Here is a 20,329-nt window from a genome sequence, read left to right as displayed (position 1 = left end):
TATTCACGGTTCTGGAGGGGACCGCTTCGAGACACTTGGCTGAGCAAGCTAAACGGCTGGACTGCTACTCTAAGATCCGCAGCTTCTTGATCTTGTTGTAGAGGGTTTTTCGAGAAAGCCCGAGAGAACTTGCGGTCTTTCCGCGATGAAGTCTGTTTCGCTTCAAGCCTTCGATGATCCACTCCCGCTCGGAGAATGCATTTTTCGGCTTAGTCGGCGCGGGCGTGTTCAACAGTGGCCTCAGGATGCCCGCGCTGATATGCGCATCCGGAAGCGTCACCAGCTGGTTCACGATCTGGCGCAATTCCCTGAGGTTGCCGGGCCAATCATGGCCAGCAAGCGCCAAAAATGCCGAGTTTTCGAGCGCGAGCGTTTGGGCGTTCGAGTCTCCCTTTGCCTCGACCGTGAAATGCTGAACCAGCTGTGGAAGATCCTCCAATCGGTCTGGCAAGGCGGGCAGCTTGATGTCGAGCCCAGCAAACAAGCCGAGCAGGCGGGGACACAGCACCGTTTGGAGGGCGGCCCCGCGAGCAACCGTGGCAGTTGCGACGATGCGAGCACTGGAGCGCACAATGGATGCGCCGTTCAAGGGCGCGAAACTGCCGGTCTCGAGGTAATCGGCGAGCCGTTCCTGCCCATCACGCGAAAGCTGATCGAGATGCAGCAGCAATACAGTCGTATCGCTTGCACTTTCCAGCAGCGACAGTTGGCGCCTTCTGTTCTGGTCGCGCTCGGCCCCGAAAAGCGCTCCGACCGTATCGATGGGCGGACCGGGTCGGCATTGAAACAGCGCTGCGTTCGCGTGCTTGCGATCGCTGAAGGCATGGACCAGGCTGGCTATCCTTCGTTTGCCCGACCCGGGCTCGCCCCAAACGAGCACCGGACTTGAATGGGAGGCCAGACGCTTTGCGGTCTCAAGAACGCGTTTCATGATTGAGGACTGCGCGATGATACCGTGCCTGAAGCCGCTCAACTGGAGCTGGCGCTCGAGAAGGTCGACCTTCTCCCGCAACAAGTGAAGGCTCTTAAATCCCGAGGTGATCTCAAGGACAGACATCTCCAGCGGAACCCGATCGAGCGAGGACCCGCCGATGAAACCCTTGACGCCCGTCTCGCCGCAGATATCCAAGAGTTCGTCTGGCTTCGTTATCGGCCCGCCGCCAAGCAGGCAGATCACGTTTCGGTCGACGGATTGAGCCACACGCGCGACTGCGCTCGTGCGCGCGGCAAGCTCCGACAGGCTAATCGATGGGTCAGATGCGCTTTCAACGCCACGGTTGAGATTGAAATTGATGCAGATGGCCTGAGTACCAGCTTCAACCATGCGCCTTGCTTCGGACTGGGTCCGAGTATAGGCGATGGTCATCAGGCCACGTTTTGCCGCCTTCACCAGCAGCTCTATTTCGCGGGCGTAACCCAGGCCGGATTTCTCAAGCAATGATCTCCTGTAGTCATCAATATGGATGACGGAAGGAAAGTTAGTGACTCCCGCAAAACCCCATCTGCTGATCCGGTCGAGCCAACGATCAATGTCGAGCTGCGGATCAAAGGTACAAGCGCCGAAGAATACCGGCAATTTCGTGCTGGGCAGGATCTCGGTCCGACCGAAGCCGGCCACGAAATCGTTGGTATTGCGGATTGGAAGGATTGAAGCGGGCGAAGAGCCGCCCATCGCGCGGAATCGACCGGCATTGAGCGCGAGGACGAAATCTGCTCCTGCTCGCTCGGCCGCTCTTGCGGCCATGCCTGATCCGATGCCCGCCCCCAGCACAAAGGAACGGGAGTTCCGGAAGAACTGCTTGATACCGTCTCCCTTCACCTCACCCGCCCGTGTCTAACGACCCGAGTTTGCTGCCGGCCAGCACCAGATAAAATTAGCTCCATTTTCCAGGCGCTTGCAACCGTCGCAGGGCTTTTCCGTTCATCATGAACAGATGGCAGTCCGCCGGGGAGGCCGCAAGGCGAACGTTGCCGGATCTATTGAGCAGCTCGGGGGTTGGCGCTTTTGCCACGACGGACTCTTTTCCAGCGCTGCCGCAAATGTAGGTGACGCTGCCGAGACGCTCGATCAGGTCGAGCTCGACATCGATTACGATGTCGCTCTCGGAAGGTAGCAAGAAATCATCGGGCCGTATGCCAAGCGTGATCGGCTGCCCGACCAGCGAGTTGTCCGGCTTCACGGGAACCGAGATCACCACACCCGAATCCAGCCGAACGTTCATGCTGGATTCATGCGCTGCCTCGACCTTACCGCCCAGGAAATTCATCTTGGGCGAACCGATGAATCCCGCGACGAACCGGGACGCCGGATTGTGGTAGAGATCATGTGGGCTACCCATCTGCTCGATCATGCCGTCCTTGAGCACGACGATTTTGTTCGGCATGGTCATCGCTTCGATTTGATCGTGCGTCACATAAATCATCGTATTGCCAAGCTGCTTGTGAAGTTTGGTGATCTGAACCCGCATCTGAACGCGCAGCTCCGTATCCAGTTGGACAACGGCTCGTCGAACAGAAACACCCTGGGCTCGCGCACATGGCACGACCGATTGCAACGCGCTGCCGCTGCCCGCCGGAGAGTTGACGAGGCTTACGATCCAAGAGATGATTGATTTGCAGCAGCGACGCAGATTTCGCACCCCTGCCGTCAATCTCTGCTCTACCAAGTTTCGCCATACGCAGAGGAAAGGCGAGGTTCTCGCGCACGGTCATATGAGGATAGAGAGCATAGCTCTGAAAGACCATCCCGAGGTTACGATCAGCCGCGTCAACATCGTCGGCGGCTTCATTATCGATCAGAAACCGCCCACCGCCAATTCGCTCCAGCCCCCAATCATGCGCAGCAGCGTCGACTTGCCGGACCCGGATGGCCCGACGAACACGACGAATTCGCCATGGTCGATTGTCAGGTCGATATTCCGCAGGATCTGGATAGTCCCGTAGGCCTAACTGACGCCTTCGAGACGAACAGCGGCCATTACGCCCTCCTCTGTCGCGGCGTTCCAACCAGCGCCGTCGGGACCTCAATCTCTGCCAGGCTCGATACGATGAAATCTGGTCGCGCGAGTGCGGGATCCTCTCGGGGCGGAACGCCGGTCGTGACCAGCACAGTCGGAAGACCAGCTCCCTTACCGGCCTGAATATCCGTCGCAATCTGGTCGCCGATCATCAGTGTGGCGCTGCGCACCGTCCCGAGGCGGGAAAGCGCAGTTTCGATCATGTGCGGTTCAGGCTTCCCAACGATCAGGGGCTTGGTCCGGGTGGCTGCGGCCACCGCGGTGATCATTGCTCCTGCCCCCGGCTCGAATCCATTGGCGGTCGGCAAGAGGAGATCAGGGTTGGTTCCGATAAAGGCGGCCCCGTTCAAGATCGCCTCAACAGCAATCCGCAGCTTCACATGTGTGATGTGACGATCGAGACCCATTACGACGATCTCGGGCTCTCGGTCAGTAACGTCCAGCCCGACCGCGGCGACCGCGTTCGAGAGCGAGGCCGCGCCGATAACATATACCCGTTTCGCGTCCGGGTAATTCGTCCGCGCGAGCTCTGCAGCCGCAATCGCGCTGGTAACCACTTCGTTCGGTCCTATCGCAAGCCCAAACGCTTCCAGCTTGTGGACGACGTCCTCCGGCGTGTGGGTCGAGTTGTTTGTCACGAAGCAGAACGGCAGTCCGGCCGCTTGCCATCGCCCAAACGCTTCTATGGCATCGACGATTGCGGCATCTCCACGATAGAGGACGCCATCGAGGTCCGAAATGACCCCTGCGATAGGCGGCCAATTGAGGTGAGAGCTTGGGCTAACCATTCATCAGCATCCCGCCGTTCACATGAACGATCTGCCCTGTCATGTAGGAAGCTGCAGGACTGGCAAGGAACACCGCAAGCCCTGCGATATCGTCGGGCACTCCAACACGTCCCAACGGAATGCGGCCGCTGTGGCGCGCTTCGGTCTCCTCCCGCGGGCGACCGTGCATGGGAGTATCAATAATGCCGGGCGCGATCGCGTTCACATTGATGCTAAGGGGCGCACATTCGTAGGCAAGCAGTTTGGTCACGTCGTGAACGATTGCCTTCGAAAGACAATAGTCGCTTCCGCCAGCCTGGTAGTTGAACACTGCACCTTGCGAGGACAACGAGGAGCCGACATTGACAATGCGGCCGCCCCTGCTTCTCATGAAGCGCTCAATGACCAGCTTTGAACAGCGCAGGACGGCGACCGAGTTGATCTGGATCGTACGTTCAATTTTCTCGGAGTTTCCACCGAGCAGCGCCTGAGCGGATTTAATGCCTGCATTATTGACCAGCACGTCCAGCCGACCAAAGTGTTTGGCAATGTCTTCCAGGACCCGCCCGATGTCTTCCTCGCGCGCGACGTCCATAGCCATGGGAAGTATGCCGTTACCATAGGGCAGCCTTGGCAGAGTGTCTCTGAGGTTCTCTAAATTAGCATCGGTGGCAACGACGTTCGCGCCTCCCTGGCGAAACGCATTGGCAATGGCGGAGCCAATACCGCCGCCTGCGCCGGTGACGAGCACCGTTCGGTCAGAAACTGAGAACTGTTCGGTCATTCCAACTCCAAGATCGTTTGAGACTGAAGAAACTCATCAACTGCCTGAGCCGTCGGCATTGAGCTTTGAGCGCCGCGCCGTGTTACGCACAAGGCTGCAACGGCTAGCGCCTTTCTGACTGCTTCCTTAAGAGGCAGCCGTTGAGCGAGCGATGCTGCGAATGCTCCGTTGAAGGCATCTCCCGCGGCCGTGGTATCGACCACCTTGACCGGAAAGGCTCGCAGAGAAAAGGAGCCTGTACCGTCGGCATAGTAAGCTCCCTGTGCTCCGAGGGTGATCAGCGCGGCGCCCGGACCGAGATCAAGCAGCTTTTGCGCCGCGCGTGCAGCACTCTCGAAGTCGCACACCTCAATGCCGGTCAACTCGAAGGCTTCCGTCTGGTTCGGCGTGACGAAATCAACGTTTCTCCATGCAGTCGATGGAAGACCTGGCCTCACCGGGGCCGGATTGAAAATAAGCTCGAAGCCTTTCTCACGCTTCATCTCGAACAGTCGGTTGAGTGCGGCGATCGGCATACCCATTTCTGCGACGACGATTGCATCGCGCTCTATGAATTTGGTTGCGCTCTCGATCATGTCAGGCCCCACCTTCGAATTGGCGCCTGGGTCTATGACGATCATATTGGAGCCGTCGTCAGCGACCATAACCACGGCCAAGCCCGAGACTTCGCCTGCACAGACCGTAATTGCCTCCGTGCGAACGCCGGCTTCCATAAGCGATTTTAAAAGCGACTGACCGGCATCATCATCACCGAGATGCGTGTAGAAGTGTGGTTTTAGGCCGAGCCGGGCGGCCGCGACGGCTTGGTTGGCGCCCTTTCCTCCGGCATGACGGGTCAACGCACCCATCAGGCTTTCACCCGGCGTTGGAAGCCGCTCGACATTGAAGCACAGATCGAGATTCGTCGTTCCAAAGAACATCAATGGCCTGGCATTCATTTTACCGCACCGAAGGTTAGGCCGCGTTCGAGGTGAAGCCCGTCAGCTTCTCGAATTCCGGCAACTGGGCTGCCACCGCGTCGGCATACGGATGAATGTCATAGGCCCAGACAATCGACGCGCCTTCAAACTGACGCCAGTTGATCTCGTCCGCCTTGACTTGGGCGAATCCTATGACCGTTCCAGCCAAAGGCGCGACGCAGATGAGAACGTTACGGGCAAGCCCCATGTAATAACCGCGAAAGGCGGCGAGCTTCCTTGTCATCATCCCCTCCTCTGGGCTCGTTGGCCCACAAACCCACGCGCCCCTCCTCGTCCAAGGCCGGGGCACAGGGATGCTAATCCGTCATTTTTTCGCCCTGAGCGGCTTTTCAAACGAGCGTTGGGTAACATTGGGTAAGATCCAAGTTCACGCCCAGTGACGATCGCCCCAACTAGACGACCGGCATCACGGTCGCATTCCGTGAAACACGTCGCTTGCCGAATCTGGCCGTCGAGACATGGTGAGACCATTCGACCTCGGTATGATATTTCGCGGCGACCAACGCGAGAACAGCCCCCGAGCGCGCGAGTCGCTTGAGCGTCGCGAGATAAGGCGGCCACTAAACCACCCGCGGGCGAGGGCACACGGCCACGTCGTGTACGTAAAGGCGGTCCGCATCGTCAGGCAGCTTGCTGGGACGCATAACAATGTCTTTTTGCTACGCATAATGGTCAGTATGAACAGGCTAACCAGACAGGCCAGTGCCCGAATTCTTCGTCTACTGTGCAAAGGATAATCATTCGCGCTATCACACATTTGACGGGTGGATAGCAAGAACGCGGTTGCAATGTTGTTGGTAGATAGAGGCCACGCCTGCGCGGCTTATCAGGACAAGACCCTCGGGAACATGCCGTGAAAGCCCGTCCAGATGGATGAAATCTGGAACTTCGTTTAGCCAAGGCCGCGCACCAAGAAGGCTGTTGCCGCTCCCCGGGCCGTTGGCGACAAGTGGACATGAACGGCGATCTGCGCCGAAACCAAGCTGATTGTGAGCTGGTTGCTTGGCGCTCGTGATCCGGACGCCGCTCTGACGTTCGTCCACGATCTGGAGGGGCCTAGCCAATCGCGTCCAGCTTACCAGCGATGCTTACAGGCCGTACTTGTATGCCGTTGAGGCGGCATTCGCGGACCAGGTTGACCATGCGATGCTTATCAAGATTTGCGGCTCTGATCCGCAGGCGGAAGTCCGCTACAGGCCGGCCGAGTGCCTTGGCGCGGATAAGACGAAGATTGGCAACCCTGATCCGAAGCATTTCAGCACATCTTACGCCGAGCGCAGCAACCACGCCATGCGCCGGTTCACGCGATCGACGGACGCCTTCTGAAAAGGTCGAGAACCATGCCGCCGCGATTGCGCTGCACACGATGTACGACAACTTCGTGCGCAGCCATCAGACGGTCAAGGTTACGCCCGCGATGGCCACTGGCGTGACCGACAAGCTCTGGGAGATGGAAGACTTAGTTGTGATGCTAGAGCGGTGGGAGCTAGCGAACTTCAAGCCGGAATATCAGTGGTCCGTCAGTCCGCCATCGGCAAGGGCATTCTGTCAGCGTCCTGTGACGTCGCGCGTGGTCGATAGCATCTTCGGATTCCAGAGCGAGCACGAGGCTCTGGAATGCGTGCGGAAGAAGTCGCAAGGCTGGTTGCTAGTCTAGAGAGTAGGATCAAACAGGGCCGCCAACTGAGACGGCCTATTTGTTGAATCGTTTACGGCGCGAACATCGCTATGCCGATGATGAGGAAGGGGCTCAGTCCGAATAGGACGATACAGACACTTTTAAGGAGTTCGCTTCCCATGAGACAACTCCGGCGTTAGTACGAGACCTTACGCCCAATCGAACTCGATGGCATGTGCAATCTGTGCCACCGCAACGTCTCGTTGCGATCGGCTGCCAACTCTGGCCATGATTAACCAATGGAACTCTTTCGGGTCAGCTTTGGAGCTGACTACTCATCGAGGGACTGCTCGACACTCCGGCTGGCGTCGTATCCACCCGATGCGCTTTCTGAAAGAACTGAAGCGCGTTGCCGCGCATGATCCGGTCGATCAAGTCACGGGTGCCCTCGAGCGCGATCCAGCCTTCGGCCACCAATTGCGAGAGAGCTTGTGCGATTCCACGGCGCGCTACGCACGCATGACCATAAATTGGCTCGACAGAGACATAGTCGCCGCCGAAGGTGAATATCTTGTTGGACGGAACCGCCATCAAAAACTCCTTCAAGAAGCGAACGCCCGCCACCGGATTGATGATCCATGCCCAGCACATGTCGATCGCTGCGTTAGGATAATGTTTGGCCAACGCAATAAACTCGTGCTCGTATGGGTAGCCAATATGCATGAGGACGAATCGGGTTTCGGGAAAATCCTGCAGCAGACGGCACACATCTGCTGCATTGCTGCGAGTACGCGCGAGTTGCATCACGCCGTGGCCCGCCAAAACGCCGGTGTGCAGTTTGACCGGCAAGCCGTACTCGCCAGCCTTGCCGACGCAATAGCGGAATAGATAGTCTTGCAGCGCCTTAAGATCCTCAGGACCGAGGGCGTGCAATGCGCCTACCCTGTCGGCATGGTGCGGGAATAGTCTTGCGGCATGCGCCTTGGTGACCGGCTCAAAATCGAGAGCGCGAGAATAGGCGATTTGCGATTTTACAGCCACGGCCTTGGCTCCGTAAGTCGCGAAATAAAAGTCTATGACCCCGAGCCATTCATCGAGAGTGGTCGGGCATCTTCCCGTCTCGACCTCCACCCACGCAAAGTCAGCTGCACTACACCGGCACAATTGAAGGATGCTTATGTCGTGGTCGAGCAACCCTGGCTGCTCGGTTTCCATAAAGATGCGCTGAAGCGAATTGACGTGACAGCCTTTGATGTTTGCCAGCTGCAGAATCCGTGCGTAAAAACCCGGCTGTACGGTTTGATGGTATTTTTCGGCGATGCGGGGCAGGCTTTCGGCAGTCAGGTCCTCTTCACCGTAAACACCACGAAACGTATGGCGCAGAGCCTGGGCGTAGCCGGTGTGGCGGATGCGTTCCCAATAAGGCGCGATCAGCCGATATTTGTCCTGGCTCGTAAGGTCCGGCCCGAGAAACGCCTGTAGGTCGGTCGCTGGCAGGCCCGCAACCACCAGGTCCTCGGCAGCATAGGATCTGAATAGATAGGCCCAGTCGTTGCATGGCAATGTCCGTGGATGGATTGCTCCGGAAAGGCGCTGGCTTTCCTCGATCAGGTGTTCATGGGTGTCCACAAATGGCGTCTGCTCGACCCATTGCGCGATTTGTCGATCTACGTCTGTCATCGACTTCCAGTCCACTGCTCCGCTTGTCATTTCGCGCTCCCTTTAGGTGACGACACTTGCTTGCGTCTGCATTCGCAAGCACGGCCAGCATTGGACCATGCTGATAGGTCTGGCGTTGATGTCCTGTCGCCGCGGCGGCTTCGGCTCGCCGCGGTCAAGCTCAGTAATTGACCACATCACTGGGGTGAGCGACGCGCTCCTTGAGCGCATCGGTCATTGGGAAGTTCAGATTGATGTTTTTCGGCGGAATCGCAGCCACGAACCATTTGTCGTAGATTTTGGTGAACTCGCCGGAAGCCATGAGTTTGGAGAGAACGTCGTCGACTAACTTTTTGAAGTCGTGATCATCCTTCGAGAACATCAGGCCATAATAATAAATGGTACCATAGTTAGCATTTAGAAAGATGAGGTCGGCCGGTTTCGCATAATCCGCCTTCATGCCGGCCAAGAGAATGTCAGCTTCCACCCACGCCGCCACACGACCGGTCGTGAGTAGCAGCAATGATTCCGCATGGTCTTTGGCTTGCGCGATTGTCAGGTTGAGATCGTCCTGCTGCGAAATTCCCTTGGCAATGCCGAGAGCATCGGAACCTTGCGTTACGACAACGGTCTTCCCTTTCAGGTCTTTCGGCGTCTTGAGCCCGCTCGACGCCTTTGCGAGCCAAGCCGTTTGACTGGCGAAGGTTGCAACACTGAATGAGACCTGTTCTAGACGCTGCTTACTGCTGGCAGTGCCGCCGCACTCGATGTCGATCGTGCCATTCTGGATAAGTGGAATCCGGTTGGACGAGTTGACGGGCGTAAGCTTTGTCTGAATGTCCGGAGCGCCGAGATCAAGTTTCAGACGATCGACAACGTGCGCACACAGGTCGAGGGAAAAACCAACGGGCTTCTGATCAGCGCCGAGATAGGAAAAGGGAATCGAGGCCTCGCGATAACCAATGGTGATCACCTTTTTCGATCTAATGTTGTCAAGCGTTGGACCCGCGTGCGCCGTGGAAATCGCAGTTGCGGTGATCGCGATCGCTGAAAGCAGTGCAAACATTTTAGCCATAGGAATTCCTCTGATTCAGATGAAGCGCGCTTTTTGCGCTTTTGATCTTGGGCAGCGCGGGCGCTCCCAGGCGATCCGTGCGCGATCTGGCGTCGCTAAGATGACCGCTTCCGACGCGCGGAAGAGGCCTAGTTCCCGAAGCTGGGCAGCGTACGATCCGCTCATTCCGCACCGCACATGAACCGGGCAGCGTTCAGCCATGGCTAAATGATAGGCTTCAGGAGCCATTTGGCACCACAAAAATGTCAGTTTACGAGTATTTGGATTTCGAAATATGAGAATTTATCGAAAGCAACGGCATGAACCCGATGAGAGGCACCTTTCCCGCTAGTGTGAGGCGCTCCCGTCCATCGGCAATCAAGCTCGATCGGAAAACACGAAATCGGGCATACGCATTTTCTATATTTTGGTTGCCCGAAGTTTTTCATGGTTCGCAATCTACTCCATCGCCGGGCATCAGAGCGTCTTTCCGCAGCACAAAGCTTGTGGTTTTTTAGAGCAAGGGGCGCCGACCCAAGGCTAGGGGACGGTCGAGGCCGAGCCGAATGGGATACCGGTCCGAGGCGGCGCGATTTGCACTCACCTCGTTCATGTTCATGTTGGTCGACGTTCTCGCCCCTCTCTGGAAGACGTCCAGCGGAAATTCTCTCCGCAACACTCCTCGCGCAATTTCGCCGCAAACCGCGCAGATTACATCGGCCTTATCCTTCTCAATATCCCCGAGGCGCGCATTTGCCCTGGCTGCGGCCATCTTTACGAATGCCAGCGCCTTTATGAAGATGGGAAAGTGACTAATCGGAATACCTCAGATCGAGAAATTTGCGATCCCGCGCGCGGTCTGCGGACCATAGTAGGCTTTCAGCGGGATCGTCGCCGGGCCAAGCGAATCGCTTTCGATACGCTCTGCTGGCGATGCGTTGGTCATATCAAACTCTCATGTCTGTCATGGCATTTCAGGGAAACCCGCGTGGGCCGCGATCTCAGTGAATGATCTGATTGAGGAACGCCTTCGCGCGTTCCGTATTCGGCGCGCGAAAGAATGTGCTTGGATCGCCCTCTTCCACGATTGAGCCGCGATCCATGAAGACCACTCGATCCGCAACTTCGCGCGCAAAACCCATTTCGTGCGTGACGCAGACCATCGTCATCCCATCCTGCGCGAGTTCAACTATGGTTTCGAGCACCTCCTTGACCATTTCCGGATCGAGGGCAGAGGTCGGCTCGTCGAAGAGCATGATCTTGGGCTGCATGCACAGGGCACGGGCTATCGCGACACGTTGCTGCTGCCCGCCCGACAATTGAGCGGGATATTTGTTGGCCTGGTCATGGATCCGGACTTTCCTCAACAGCGCCATCGACCGCTGATGCGCCTCGGACTCAGCAAGGCCCCTGACCTTCATCGGAGCCAGCATGCAATTTTCGAGCACCGACAGATGCGGAAACAGGTTAAAGCTCTGAAAGACCATGCCGACTTCAGAGCGAACGTTGTTGATGTCGCAAATCCGGTCTGTCAGTTCGATCCCATCGACGACTATACGTCCGGAATCGTGCTTTTCGATATGATTGATGCAGCGGATGAGAGTCGATTTCCCGGAACCCGATGGTCCGCAGAGTACAATCTTTTCTCCTTTTGCGACTTTGAGGTTGACGTCGCTCAGGGCATTGAAGCTGCCGAACCGCTTGACGAGGTGCTCGACGACAACCATCGGGAACGGGTCAGCTGGGCTAACTGTGCATTCTTGCTGCATGCTGATCTCCAGGTTGTAACCCCAGGGAATGACGGGCCATCGGATTATGCCTGATTATCGGCGGGCGCCCGCGATCGCGTACTTCCTGCGGAGCGAGGCGACGAATTGGGACGCGGCGCAGCCTATGATGAGATAAACAACAGCCACTGCGAGATACATCTCGACCAGACGACCATTGAGCTGTGCAAGCTTGGAAGCCGCACCAAGGAGATCAGTGAGCGATAGAACGTAAACAAGGGACGTATCCTGAAACAGGATAATGGTCTGGCTCAGTATGATGGGGCTTGCGACCCGAAACACCTGCGGAAGGACGACATGACGATACATATCGAACGTCGACAGGGCGAGAGCCTGGCACGCCTCGAATTGTCCTTTGTTCACGGCGCGCAATCCGACACGGATGATCTCCGAATAGTAGGCAGCTTCAAACAGGCCGAAGGTGATGAACGCTGTGTAGGTGGCACCGACTGGAACCGGGCGACCGTTGCCTGACAGGTGCCCCAGAACGATGGGCACCAAGAAGAAGAACCAAAACAGGACCAGAATGAGCGGAATCGATCGCATCAGGGCGACATAGCTACGGACGAGCTGGCTCAGAATGCGGAGCTCAAAGTGCTGCACGAGGGCGAAGAGCGTTCCAAGAAACATTCCAACCAAGAAGGCGGCTGCCGTCAAGGAAAGCGAGAACAGCAATCCTGACCACAGATAGGGCCACGCCTGTACGACAATCGAGAAATCGAGACTGTTCATTTCACGACCTCCATACCGTTAGGGACGGGGCTTTCCAGCTTCACAGCGTCAAAATCTGACCCGCCGGCCTCCCTACCGGGTGCGGTACCGGGTATGCGCACGGCTTTGTCGATAAGCATCATCGTCTGGTAGGCGATCAAAGCCAAAGCGAGATAGATGAGCGTGGCTGCACCGAATGCCGCGAAGGTTTGGAACGTCGCATCGCTGATTTGGCGCGCCTGCGCGGTCAGCTCCATCACACCGATGGTTAGAGCGACGGATGTATTCTTGTAGATGCCCATCACCTCGCTTGTCAGGCTTGGCACGATCAGGCGAAGTGCCTGCGGCAAGATGATATGGCGATAAGTTAGATAACCGCTCAGGCCGAGTGCGGCAGCGGCTTCGTCCTGTCCCCTGGGCAAGGCTTCGATGCCTGCGCGAACCTGTTCTGCGATGCGCGCGGCGGTGTAGAGGCCCAGGCACCACAGGGCCGGAAAGAAAGTTCCCCAAGGCGGAGGTATTTGCTTTATCCAGTCGCCCATGGTCGTTGGAAGAAGCTCGGGCAGGACGAAGTACCAGAGAAACATCTGCACGAGAACGGGGATGTTTCGGAAGATCTCAACGTACAATCGAGCTAGGGCCCGGAAGAAGGGATTCTGCACAGTTCGACCTATGCCGACGACGACTCCGATTGCGAATGCAATCCACCAGCCGAAGAAGGCAAGCGCCAACGTCCAACCGAGACCCGAAACGAGCCAGTCGATGTAACGCTGGCCATCCACGGTCTTTTCAAGGAGAACTGTGAACATCGCAAACCTCACGATTGCGGGTGCGCACGGCGACCACGCTCGGCATGGTCGCTCATCGTGCACGTTGTGCCGGTACTAATCGACCGCGTCAGCTGAATGCACGATCTTCTCCTTCAGCGTGTCGGCAAGCGCAAAGCCATGATCTTCGCTTTGGCTCGATCAGGCCGTCCGCCTCGAGCGCTTTTTCTCGAACTGCCCCCATGCCTAATCCTACGCAGCCTTGAATGACTTTTTTGACAGCCGTCCGCGGATAAGATGCACTAAGCGATCCACATCGTCGATCGTGTTGAACATGCCGAACGATATACGGATGCCGTCACGCTCTGGGGAAACACGCACGCCATTCTCTTCGAAGTAGCTGAGCCATTCTGTCGCAGGAAGACCGATGACGTAGATGTGAGGCGATCGATGTTGCCGCTGACGCGGACCGATGAGACTGACGCCGAGATCGTCCAGCTGGGCGAGCAGATGATCACCTAAATCGAAGCAATGATTCTGAATGTTCTTCACCCCGATCTGCTCGATCATGTCGAGCGAGGCTCCGAGCGCATGAATTGCAGGAAGGTTGAAGTTGCCTAACTCGAAGCGTCGCGCGGTGGGAGACGACGCCAAACGATCGGGACGAGCGATAAGGTCGTCAGGAATTTCCGCCAAACTGGCAGCGGCAAGATAGGGGGGCTCCAGCTCCTTCAGAGTTTGGTCCCAATAGAGCAATCCGAGACCTTGAGGGACGAGCAATCCCTTGTGACTTCCACAGCCCACGAAGGTTGCCTGGATGGCCTTCACATCGATCGGAACGACCCCGATTGCCTGCATGACGTCGACAACGAAGTAGAGCTTCTTATCCGCGCAAAGAGCGCCGATACTCTCGATATCGAAGCGATGTCCTGCGTGGAAGGTCACGTGCGACAGCGAAATCGCGCGGGTCGTATCGTCGATGTAGGGAAGAAAAGCCTCGGCGTTTACGACATTCGTCATGGGAAGGAAGTCGATCCGGACCCCCTTCTTCTTCAAATTGAGGAAAGCATAGGTGTTGTTTGGATGATCGCCATGGATCATCAAAACGCTATCGCCGGCTCGCAGAGGCAACGCGTTCGCCGCGATGTTCATGCTTTCCGATGTGTTCTTGGTGAAGGCAATTTCGTCGGCTGACACCCCAAGGAAACGGGCTACTTTGGCACGCGTTTGCTCAACCCGGTCGAGCCACACGCCTTTCGGCCCGGCGCTCTCCAAGCCTTCACGAAGAAAGGTTTCGATGGCGGCCATTACGGGACGCGCGAGCGGCGCCTGAAAACCGGAGTCGAGGTAGACCATCCTTTCGGCTGCAGGGAACTCCTTGCGCACAGCTTCCACGTCGTAGTGGCCAGACATTCCCACTCCCCTTCAAAACGCTTCGGCCCGTATTGCCAAATTTGCTGGGCTTGATCGCCATACCGAGCCTGTGCAGTGCACAAAAACCGATCAACGGCCGACGGCGCTAACGATATGAGCGAACCGGAGCCTGATCCAGGTCGTTTTTCATATTTCAGTAGCAATAGTTCCGAAAAATGATAATTTTCTTCGACTAGGGAGATTGCGATGGCCGACCAAAAAAATACTGCCGGGCCCCTCGACCGAGCATTCGCGATTGTTGGCCATGTCGCTCACCAGACAAAGGCCGTCTCGGTCGTTGAGATCGCGAGCGCCCTTTCGTTACCCGTTCCGACGGCGCATCGACTTGTCGGAAATCTGGAAGAACGCGGCCTTCTTCAGAAAGCGCTTGGATCGAAGCGCTACGTGGTAGGCAATCAGTTGGTGATGCTGTCCGCCAGAGTCATCGGCGCGGCTTTTCGCACGGCGCGGCGCCATGCGGTGCTGCGCGCGGTTGCTGGCGAGATCGGCGAACAGTGCGAGATCGGCGTCGTGCGCGACAATCTCGTCACTTACGTTGACAGCGTACGCGTGTCCCAACCACAGGGGCTTCAATTCAATCCCGGCGAGGCGGCTCCACTTCACTGCACCTCGACGGGAAAGATCTACATGAGCCGACTGCCCAAGAGGCCGCGCGAAAAGTTATGTCGCTCACTCGCTCTGACCCAGTACACTGATAACACCATCGTGGATTGCGAGACGCTTCTGAAGATTCTCGAGGAGACGCGCCATCATGGATGGGCCAAGACCAATGAGGAATACGTGAAAGGCGTGGTCGGCTGTGCGGTCCCTATCGTTTCTCCGGACCGGGAGCTGATAGCCTGTCTTGGCGTCTCGGTGCCCGCGGCGCGAGTCAGCTTCGCCGAGCTTGACCGGTTCATTCCCCCACTCCAAAGAGCGGCCGTGCTCCTATCGCAAACCATTCTTCAAACCGACAGCGAGGATGAAACGCTTGTGGATACTTGAGTTAAAGGATCCCTCGGCTTCGCCGCTTCTGGTCGGCCCGGATCTACCTGTTCTCTCTGGCGGGCTCGATCCTAAGGGGACCGCGACTACGCTGTCCTCAGCACTGAAAGTTAGCGGCGACGTGACGACGCGCCCGTCGGTATCGGCAGAGCAGACGCCGTCCTTTCCTCATGTCACGCGCCGCTAACCTCAGTGGCCAGCCACAGCCTCAACTTGCGATGGTAGCCATGCCTGAGAGAGGGAGGTCCTCCAGGCACGCCCAAGAACCTGCATTCTTCGTGCCAGCCGATAGTCGGGGGTTCGCTGTGTTTTTGTGTTAGCTTTGGCGATTTTCCGACATGGTCAGGTCCCGATCCCTGCACTCAGGCCTGTCCATAGCCGCGTCAATATCGATGTTGTCGCTAGGTAACTATCGACTGCGATCGGCGTGGTTTTCGTTCCGTTCCTTGATTGGACCGGCTTCTACGTCGGCATCAAATGGCGCCGGCGGCTCAGCGCATCGATGCTGGGACATGGTCAACGCCGCGGATCTGATCTTCTTAGAGGCTCCAACGCCAATCTCGTTTTTCGTTGAGTCGCCTTTGCTCCGCCCCGGCTACTCACCAACGTCGAGCGCGCTCCCGCTTCGATATGCCGAAGATTGGCGCTGAATTGCTGGTGCCTGCTCAATAAGCTCAAGAAATCGCCGAAGAACGTGCGGAAGATGCCGCACACCGAGGCCGATATTGAGACGCTCGCGGCCAGCATCGCCGCCCACGGCCTGCTGCAGAACCTTGTGGTGGGGCCGGAGATCGACGGGAGCAAACCGACCGGCTGTTATCCCGTAAACATCGGTGAAAGGCGCAGGCAGGCGGTGTTGCTCCGAGCCAAGCGCAAAGACTGACGCAGTTCGCTGCCAGCCTGATGAACGCACGCTTTACTTCATCATCGCGTCAGCCTCCGCGCGAAAAGGCTTGGCGCGATGCGTCGCGTGAATAGAACACGAGGCGGCCTGCCCGATCAACACGCGTCCCTCGCGAGGATCCGGCGCCGATGGCGACTGCGGGCGGACTGCCGTTGCGGAAGCTCCAGTGCCGCCAGACCGCGCCGTTGAGCAGTTCATAGGAACCGTCCGATCGCGAGTTGGGCCTGCGCGTGAGGACATTAACGGCCGCGCCCATAGGCTTGGCCGGCTTTCTTTCCTCAAAGATCGCAAGAAGCCAATTACCCTCAGGCACGGGTCTATGACATGCCACCTAGAAAGGCAGAATGGTTGCTGCCGGAACATCGGGCGAACTGTTATTGTTGGGCAAGGATTCTGTCGAGCGCGCGAGTGAGTTCATCCACTTCGACGTCATCGTCGCACGACTCGGTCGAGATACTTGCAACACTCTCGTCATCGCCATCCTTGGTGTCCCGTGCTTTAGAAAGGTACAGTTCAGGTTTATTTGCACGCTGCCATTTACCGTCAGCATTCCTAGTCCACTTATCGGGACGCTGGGCAGGATCAAGCACCATGTTGGCTTCATCCACCTCAACAAAACCCATCGCCGCGAGGCGGGATTGCGCTTCCAGACTGACCGGAGTGGAATTGATCAATGGTCGCTCGCCATCGAGCCGAAGTTGATATTCCAGCAGAATATCCCCCGCGTTCTCGACAAGCGGATGACTAAGCCGAAGAGCTGTGGTGGATGTGATTCAGTTCGTCCAGGAAACAGTTCCCGCCACCTTTCGCCTTCGAATACCTCATTCATGCGAAATCCGGCTTCTGTTCTTAGAAGCCCAACGCTTCCGTTGCCTAACTCATAGCTGAAATATTTGGCGTCGTGGGTATGTCTTCTCGCCGTACCGGAACCCTCAGCCAGACTTGCTGTGCGCGCAGCTTTTGAGGATACGAAAGGCGAGTACTCTTGTGAGTTCGCGGCGATATGCTTGATTTCATCGCTATGAAAATCCTTTATTTTTTGCTTGAATTGAGACCTTGTGATCTCGATGACAGGAGGTCGGTGAGCGAGGAAGTACGACGGTGCTGCCGCCGCAGACGAACTAGCGTTCAGATTCGGCGTCGACTGAATGGCTGCAAGCATGTTCACAAACCTCGGGGTATCCGTATCAGGTTGCGCGGCGCTGTTTACTGAGTGCTCGATTTCATCAATCTCCCCCGCACGCGCCAGCGATTCGATATTCGACGAACTGATAGTCCGGTTATGCATGGTAAGTCGTGCTCCTATCCGCAGCGTTCTTGTCGCATGGAGCCATTCCAAGTCCGGCCGCAAACAACGAGCTGGGACTGTACAATATGACGCGACGCACGATTCAAGCCCCTACGATGGTTCTGCCTGAAAACCTGCGGCTCAACCCTGAGCGCCGTCGGATGGCAAGGTCCTCATCGTAACCCTTACAAGCGGTGGACCGGAGATACCCCTCTTCACTGCCCGGTGGCCGTCTCGTCACCGTAATCCCGCTCGCAGCGTACAAGCGTGCTGATCTTCCTCCGGCTTGTAAGCGACGAATTTGATAGCTCACGCGCTCGCGAACCTCTCGGCACTGCCCGCAAGTATCGGGTTGGCCTTGCGATCGCCCACCAGTACTTCCATCAACTTGAGCCAAATTGACCGCATGCCGTTCTCGGCAATGCTGCGACGATCATTTCTGCCAGGTCGGCGCCGACACGGCGCCATACCTAGCCCGCGAGTTTCACTCCGCTTTTCGTTGTTTTCCCCAGCCTCGAGAACCATCACATGTATCCACAAGCTCATGATCGATGACATGCCAAGCCGGCCATTCAGTGCAGTGACAATAGGGGTGTAACAGTGAAGCGTTTCAGATGTCGTTGCGTAAAGCGCATCACCTGATGTGCCTTATGCATCACCAAAACTATTCCACAATCGGAGGATACTGCGACTTCGCACCAAGCTCGCGACGATCCCCTTCGTTGCCCCTAAAGCTGCCCGGGAGACCTTTCAGTGCAGGAACCGCTGCTCGATTTGACCGTCGATGACATTGCACCATCGGGTGCGAGCCTGACCGTCTATGACGAGGAGCATTTGGCCACATACTGGCGGCTGCTTGACGCTGAAGCTGAGGGTGCAGATTGGCGCGAGGTAGCGCGCGTTGTTCTTCACGTTGACCCTGCTCACGACTGGGATCGGGCGCGTCGCGCTTTTGACAGCCATCTCGCTCGGGCAAAGTGGATAGCAGATGACGGTTATCGGCTGCTTCGCAGTGACGCTCGCGACTAGACGAGTGGATCACCTAGCAACCCATGACGCGTCAAGCCGGCTGAACCGCAATGTCGGCCTTTAAAGAGCCGAACTCAATCAATTGAGCTCCAATAAGAACAGCAATCACCGTCCCTGGGTGCGCCCTCACACGGATAGGAATGCCTTTACTGTGAGCCCTTGCGGCACTGTGAACCCTTGCGGCCTGCACCAGGCACCTGTTTCGGCGGCGTTGCGGATAACTGGTTCCTGACAGGCTCACGGCTCGTGCTGGCATCGCCAAAATACTTGGCGACGACCCGAGCCGATTTCGTCCGACATGTCAGCTACGCGAAATCCCGTCACTGTATCCGACGCCTGCCAGGCCTATCGACGATGGCAACACGGCTTGCCGCGACGAACTCATATGAGTCCGCACATAAGAAGACGAGCCATTCATTCGCAGAGGCGGACACATTATTTCCAGTCACCTACCAACCTTATCAATTGATCAAGAAGACAGCCACATGGCATGCATCCGCGTCTGTGAACCTCTCTAGAACGTTGACCTCGGATTGGGTCGAGAAGAATGAAACGGCTGCTCCTGGGCACGATAGCCATCGTCTTGCTGGTCGCAGCTGTCGCCGGTCTGGCCGCGCGGCTCTGCGAGCGAAGCGGTTCTGATGTCGGTCGCAATCGCGGCGATGGCTGTCGATGCTGGGAATTTGTCAACGCCAGAGATGTGGTCCGTGCGCAACCTCCTGCCCTGACGTGTCCTGGTGCAACAGGAAGTCCGCTCGGCGGCGAAATCGGCTTCCGCTGGCAGATCGCCAACTCGTTGTTTGGAATCGCGATGAACGGCAACTGCGCCAGTCCCAAGGGCTCTAACGCTAAACTCATTCTGCCGGGCCTTCAGGATGAATGCAAAATTGTTACCCGCAGCCCCGTTAAGGATCCGCTCGGTGACGCCTGGAATGATGTCCTCCTGGACGCAAAAGGCGCCACTGCGGTCGTCATCAATAAATATCAGACCTGCGACCTTGCGGCTCCGCTGCCGCCCGTCAACGGCAGCGACGGCCAACAGGGCGGTGCAGCAGGCGTGGACATAAAGTCTTCTTTTCTGCCCACTTGGCCGTCAGCGCTGAGTACGACTGCGTGCTCATGGGCCCTCCGATCGTTGGCTTTTGCACAACCGGAATCGCAGGCTTTCCAACGAGCGGCTCAGTAGGAACTGCCCGCGTTGGGCAGAACATCAACGTCGGCTTGGTCCGCGTGCACTAACGGCAGGATGTCGCGGGCGTCCTTGTTTGGTGTGAATCCATGTCGAGCGATAAGAGGCACTGATGTCCAGAATTTTGGCTGTTGGGACGGCTTTGCCACCGTTTCGGTTCTCTCAGACCGACCTCAAGGCTTTAGCGGGTCACCACTTCGTATCCAGAATGGAAAAGCTGAAGAGATATCTTACCGTATTCGATCATGCGCTAGAGCCTGTCTTCAGTTGAGGGATTCCCAAATCAGGGGATAAGTGATTCATGGGTGGTCGGCTTTTGGAGGGGCCGGCCGATGCGACGCTATGCATTGCGCGACG

General features: G+C 57.2%; 18 protein-coding genes and 2 pseudogenes. 5 read left to right on the top strand and 15 right to left on the bottom strand.

Features of this window, described 5'->3' with window-relative positions:
* Positions 1–64: 64 nt before the first annotated feature.
* The 6 genes and pseudogenes from ACZBJS_RS35885 to ACZBJS_RS35860 all read right to left on the bottom strand — a co-directional run bounded on the left by ACZBJS_RS35885 (position 65) and on the right by ACZBJS_RS35860 (position 5,771).
* The gene (locus tag ACZBJS_RS35885) at positions 65–1,819 is read right to left on the bottom strand and encodes a phosphoenolpyruvate hydrolase family protein (protein WP_463439871.1); all 1,755 of its coding nucleotides are present in this window, start codon (positions 1,817–1,819) and stop codon (positions 65–67) included.
* A gap of 55 nt (positions 1,820–1,874) precedes the next feature.
* Positions 1,875–2,933: pseudogene (locus tag ACZBJS_RS35880) on the bottom strand (ABC transporter ATP-binding protein).
* 44 nt (positions 2,934–2,977) lie between these two features.
* Positions 2,978–3,805: an HAD-IIA family hydrolase gene (locus tag ACZBJS_RS35875; protein WP_463439870.1), complete on the bottom strand. Its 828-nt coding sequence runs from the start codon at positions 3,803–3,805 to the stop codon at positions 2,978–2,980.
* Positions 3,798–4,568, bottom strand: a complete 771-nt coding sequence (locus ACZBJS_RS35870; RefSeq protein WP_463439869.1) for an SDR family NAD(P)-dependent oxidoreductase — start codon at positions 4,566–4,568, stop codon at positions 3,798–3,800. The genes ACZBJS_RS35875 and ACZBJS_RS35870 overlap by 8 nt, the downstream gene beginning before the upstream one ends.
* Positions 4,565–5,506 (bottom strand): ribokinase, encoded by a 942-nt coding sequence (locus tag ACZBJS_RS35865; RefSeq protein ID WP_463439868.1) that lies wholly within the window; start codon positions 5,504–5,506, stop codon positions 4,565–4,567. Before ACZBJS_RS35865 ends, ACZBJS_RS35870 begins: the two co-directional genes overlap by 4 nt.
* Before the next feature lie 16 nt (positions 5,507–5,522).
* Positions 5,523–5,771: a hypothetical protein gene (locus ACZBJS_RS35860; protein WP_463439867.1), complete on the bottom strand. Its 249-nt coding sequence runs from the start codon at positions 5,769–5,771 to the stop codon at positions 5,523–5,525.
* Between the two features lie 454 nt (positions 5,772–6,225).
* On the opposite strand from ACZBJS_RS35860, the pseudogene ACZBJS_RS35855 reads away from it, so the two are divergent.
* A pseudogene (locus ACZBJS_RS35855) lies at positions 6,226–7,205 on the top strand (IS1 family transposase).
* A gap of 276 nt (positions 7,206–7,481) precedes the next feature.
* Here ACZBJS_RS35855 and ACZBJS_RS35850 read toward each other — a convergent pair.
* The 7 genes from ACZBJS_RS35850 to ACZBJS_RS35820 form a co-directional block, all read right to left on the bottom strand.
* The gene (locus tag ACZBJS_RS35850; RefSeq protein ID WP_463439866.1) at positions 7,482–8,876 is read right to left on the bottom strand and encodes an amidohydrolase family protein; all 1,395 of its coding nucleotides are present in this window, start codon (positions 8,874–8,876) and stop codon (positions 7,482–7,484) included.
* 130 nt (positions 8,877–9,006) lie between these two features.
* Positions 9,007–9,900: an amino acid ABC transporter substrate-binding protein gene (locus ACZBJS_RS35845; RefSeq protein ID WP_463439865.1), complete on the bottom strand. Its 894-nt coding sequence runs from the start codon at positions 9,898–9,900 to the stop codon at positions 9,007–9,009.
* A 493-nt stretch (positions 9,901–10,393) separates the two neighbouring features.
* The gene (locus ACZBJS_RS35840; protein WP_463439886.1) at positions 10,394–10,666 is read right to left on the bottom strand and encodes a lyase family protein; all 273 of its coding nucleotides are present in this window, start codon (positions 10,664–10,666) and stop codon (positions 10,394–10,396) included.
* Between the two features lie 214 nt (positions 10,667–10,880).
* Positions 10,881–11,648 (bottom strand): amino acid ABC transporter ATP-binding protein, encoded by a 768-nt coding sequence (locus ACZBJS_RS35835; RefSeq protein WP_463439864.1) that lies wholly within the window; start codon positions 11,646–11,648, stop codon positions 10,881–10,883.
* Between the two features lie 54 nt (positions 11,649–11,702).
* Complete coding sequence (locus ACZBJS_RS35830) at positions 11,703–12,398, bottom strand: amino acid ABC transporter permease (protein ID WP_463439863.1); 696 nt, start codon at positions 12,396–12,398, stop codon at positions 11,703–11,705.
* A complete protein-coding gene (locus ACZBJS_RS35825; protein ID WP_229158568.1) occupies positions 12,395–13,186 on the bottom strand; it encodes an amino acid ABC transporter permease in 792 nt (263 codons plus the stop codon). The genes ACZBJS_RS35830 and ACZBJS_RS35825 overlap by 4 nt, the downstream gene beginning before the upstream one ends.
* Before the next feature lie 210 nt (positions 13,187–13,396).
* Complete coding sequence (locus tag ACZBJS_RS35820) at positions 13,397–14,557, bottom strand: aminotransferase class V-fold PLP-dependent enzyme (RefSeq protein WP_463439862.1); 1,161 nt, start codon at positions 14,555–14,557, stop codon at positions 13,397–13,399.
* Positions 14,558–14,764: 207 nt separating this feature from the next.
* Here ACZBJS_RS35820 and ACZBJS_RS35815 point away from each other — a divergent pair, with 207 nt between their 5' ends.
* Positions 14,765–15,562 carry an IclR family transcriptional regulator gene (locus ACZBJS_RS35815; RefSeq protein ID WP_463439861.1) on the top strand — a complete coding sequence of 266 codons (798 nt, stop codon included), beginning with the start codon at positions 14,765–14,767 and terminating at the stop codon, positions 15,560–15,562.
* Between the two features lie 640 nt (positions 15,563–16,202).
* Positions 16,203–16,445 (top strand): ParB/Srx family N-terminal domain-containing protein, encoded by a 243-nt coding sequence (locus tag ACZBJS_RS35810; RefSeq protein WP_463439860.1) that lies wholly within the window; start codon positions 16,203–16,205, stop codon positions 16,443–16,445.
* 395 nt (positions 16,446–16,840) lie between these two features.
* Here ACZBJS_RS35810 and ACZBJS_RS35805 read toward each other — a convergent pair whose 3' ends face one another.
* Entirely contained in the window at positions 16,841–17,140 is a 300-nt protein-coding gene (locus tag ACZBJS_RS35805; RefSeq protein ID WP_463439859.1) for a hypothetical protein, read from the bottom strand.
* Positions 17,137–17,754, bottom strand: coding sequence for a hypothetical protein (locus ACZBJS_RS35800; protein ID WP_463439858.1), 618 nt, complete (start codon positions 17,752–17,754; stop codon positions 17,137–17,139). The genes ACZBJS_RS35805 and ACZBJS_RS35800 overlap by 4 nt, the downstream gene beginning before the upstream one ends.
* 753 nt (positions 17,755–18,507) lie before the next feature.
* On the opposite strand from ACZBJS_RS35800, the gene ACZBJS_RS35795 reads away from it, so the two are divergent.
* Together ACZBJS_RS35795 and ACZBJS_RS35790 are read left to right on the top strand one after the other, a co-directional pair.
* Positions 18,508–18,783, top strand: coding sequence for a DNA -binding domain-containing protein (locus ACZBJS_RS35795; RefSeq protein WP_463439857.1), 276 nt, complete (start codon positions 18,508–18,510; stop codon positions 18,781–18,783).
* Positions 18,784–19,330: 547 nt separating this feature from the next.
* Positions 19,331–19,969 carry a hypothetical protein gene (locus tag ACZBJS_RS35790; protein WP_463439856.1) on the top strand — a complete coding sequence of 213 codons (639 nt, stop codon included), beginning with the start codon at positions 19,331–19,333 and terminating at the stop codon, positions 19,967–19,969.
* Positions 19,970–20,329: the final 360 nt, after the last annotated feature.

It is taken from the genome of Bradyrhizobium sp. KZN70725 (assembly GCF_055264925.1).
This window is presented reverse-complemented; position numbering and strand designations above follow the sequence as displayed.